At 62.8% G+C, this 1,587-nt stretch carries 1 protein-coding gene; it reads right to left on the minus strand.

Features of this window, described 5'->3' with window-relative positions; translation table 11 throughout:
• Positions 1-67: 67 nt before the first annotated feature.
• Positions 68-1,408 (minus strand): NADP-specific glutamate dehydrogenase, encoded by a 1,341-nt coding sequence (gdhA, locus tag ACPZMI_RS01690; RefSeq protein ID WP_186668366.1) that lies wholly within the window; start codon positions 1,406-1,408, stop codon positions 68-70.
• Positions 1,409-1,587 lie beyond the last annotated feature (179 nt).

A 1,587-nucleotide genomic window follows, 5' to 3' on the forward strand; every position in this document is an offset into this window, starting at 1 on the left:
GGAGCGGCGGTTCGGCGCTCCGACTTGTCCCGCGATTGGGCCGCAAAGCGGCCCCGAGGATCTCGAATCAGACCACCCCCTGCGCCAGCATGGCATCCGCCACTTTCACGAAGCCGGCGATGTTCGCGCCCTTGACGTAGTTGACCGAGCCATCGGCTTGCTCGCCATAGTGCACGCACGCATGGTGGATCGACTGCATGATCGCATGCAGCTTGCTGTCCACCTCACCCGCCGTCCACAGCAGGCGCATGGCGTTCTGCGACATCTCGAGGCCCGACACCGCAACGCCACCGGCGTTGGACGCCTTGCCCGGTGCGAACAGGGTGCCCGCCTCGATGAACACATCCACCGCCTCGAGCGTGGTCGGCATGTTGGCGCCTTCGGCGACGCAGACGCAGCCGTTGCGCAGCAAGGCGCGGGCGTCCTCGACGTCCAGTTCGTTCTGGGTGGCGCACGGCAGGGCGATATCGCACGGCAGGCTCCACGGCGTCTGGCCCTTGCGGAACTCCAGGCCAAAACGCTCGGCCAGCTCGCTGATGCGGCCACGCTTGACGTTCTTGAGCTCCATCAGCGCATCCCACTGCTCGTCGTTCAGCCCGGCCTCGCAGAACAGCGTGCCTTCGGAGTCGGACAGCGAAATCACCTTGCCGCCCAGGTCCATGACCTTGCGCGCCGCATATTGGGCCACGTTGCCAGAACCGGAGATGGCCACGCGACGTCCGTCGATACGCAGGTCTTTACGCTTGAGCATCTCCTCGGCGAAGTACACGCAGCCGTAGCCGGTGGCTTCCGGCCGGATCAGGCTGCCGCCATAGGTCATGCCCTTGCCGGTCAGCACCGAGGTGAACTGGTTGGCCAGGCGCTTGTACTGGCCGAACATGAAGCCGATCTCACGGGCGCCAACACCGATGTCACCGGCCGGCACGTCGAGGTCGGCGCCGATGTGGCGGTACAGCTCGCTCATGAATGCCTGGCAGAAGCGCATGACTTCGGCATCGCTCTTGCCCTTGGGGTCGAAGTCCGAGCCACCTTTGCCGCCGCCCATGGGCAGCGAGGTCAGCGAGTTCTTGAACACCTGTTCGAAGGCCAGGAACTTGAGCACGCCCAGGTTCACCGACGGGTGGAAGCGCAGCCCGCCCTTGTACGGGCCGATGGCGCTGCTCATCTGGATGCGATAGCCGCGGTTGACCTGGACCTTGCCCTGGTCATCGACCCACGACACGCGGAACAGCACGGCACGCTCCGGCTCGACCATGCGTTCGAGGATGCCGGCCTGCAGGTAGTGGGGGTTGGCTTCGAGGAACGGCCAGAGGCTGCGCAGCACCTCTTCGACAGCCTGGTGGAATTCGGGCTGGGCAGGGTCACGCTGCTTCAGGCGTGCGAGGAAATGGTCGACGGATTCGATCATGGTAGACATCTCACCAAGAGGATTGGACTTATTGATTTTTTCCGGACTCTATCAAGAAGCAATCGCACTGGAACAGGGCAAAATGTCGTTTTTCTGAATTTTTTTGGTGCGTTTTATATAAATGTATACAAACCGTCACCGAGATGTGGCATTCGCGGGCAAGCCCGCTCCTACAAGGG

This window comes from Pseudomonas wayambapalatensis, assembly GCF_049942315.1.
GTDB lineage: Bacteria > Pseudomonadota > Gammaproteobacteria > Pseudomonadales > Pseudomonadaceae > Aquipseudomonas > Aquipseudomonas wayambapalatensis.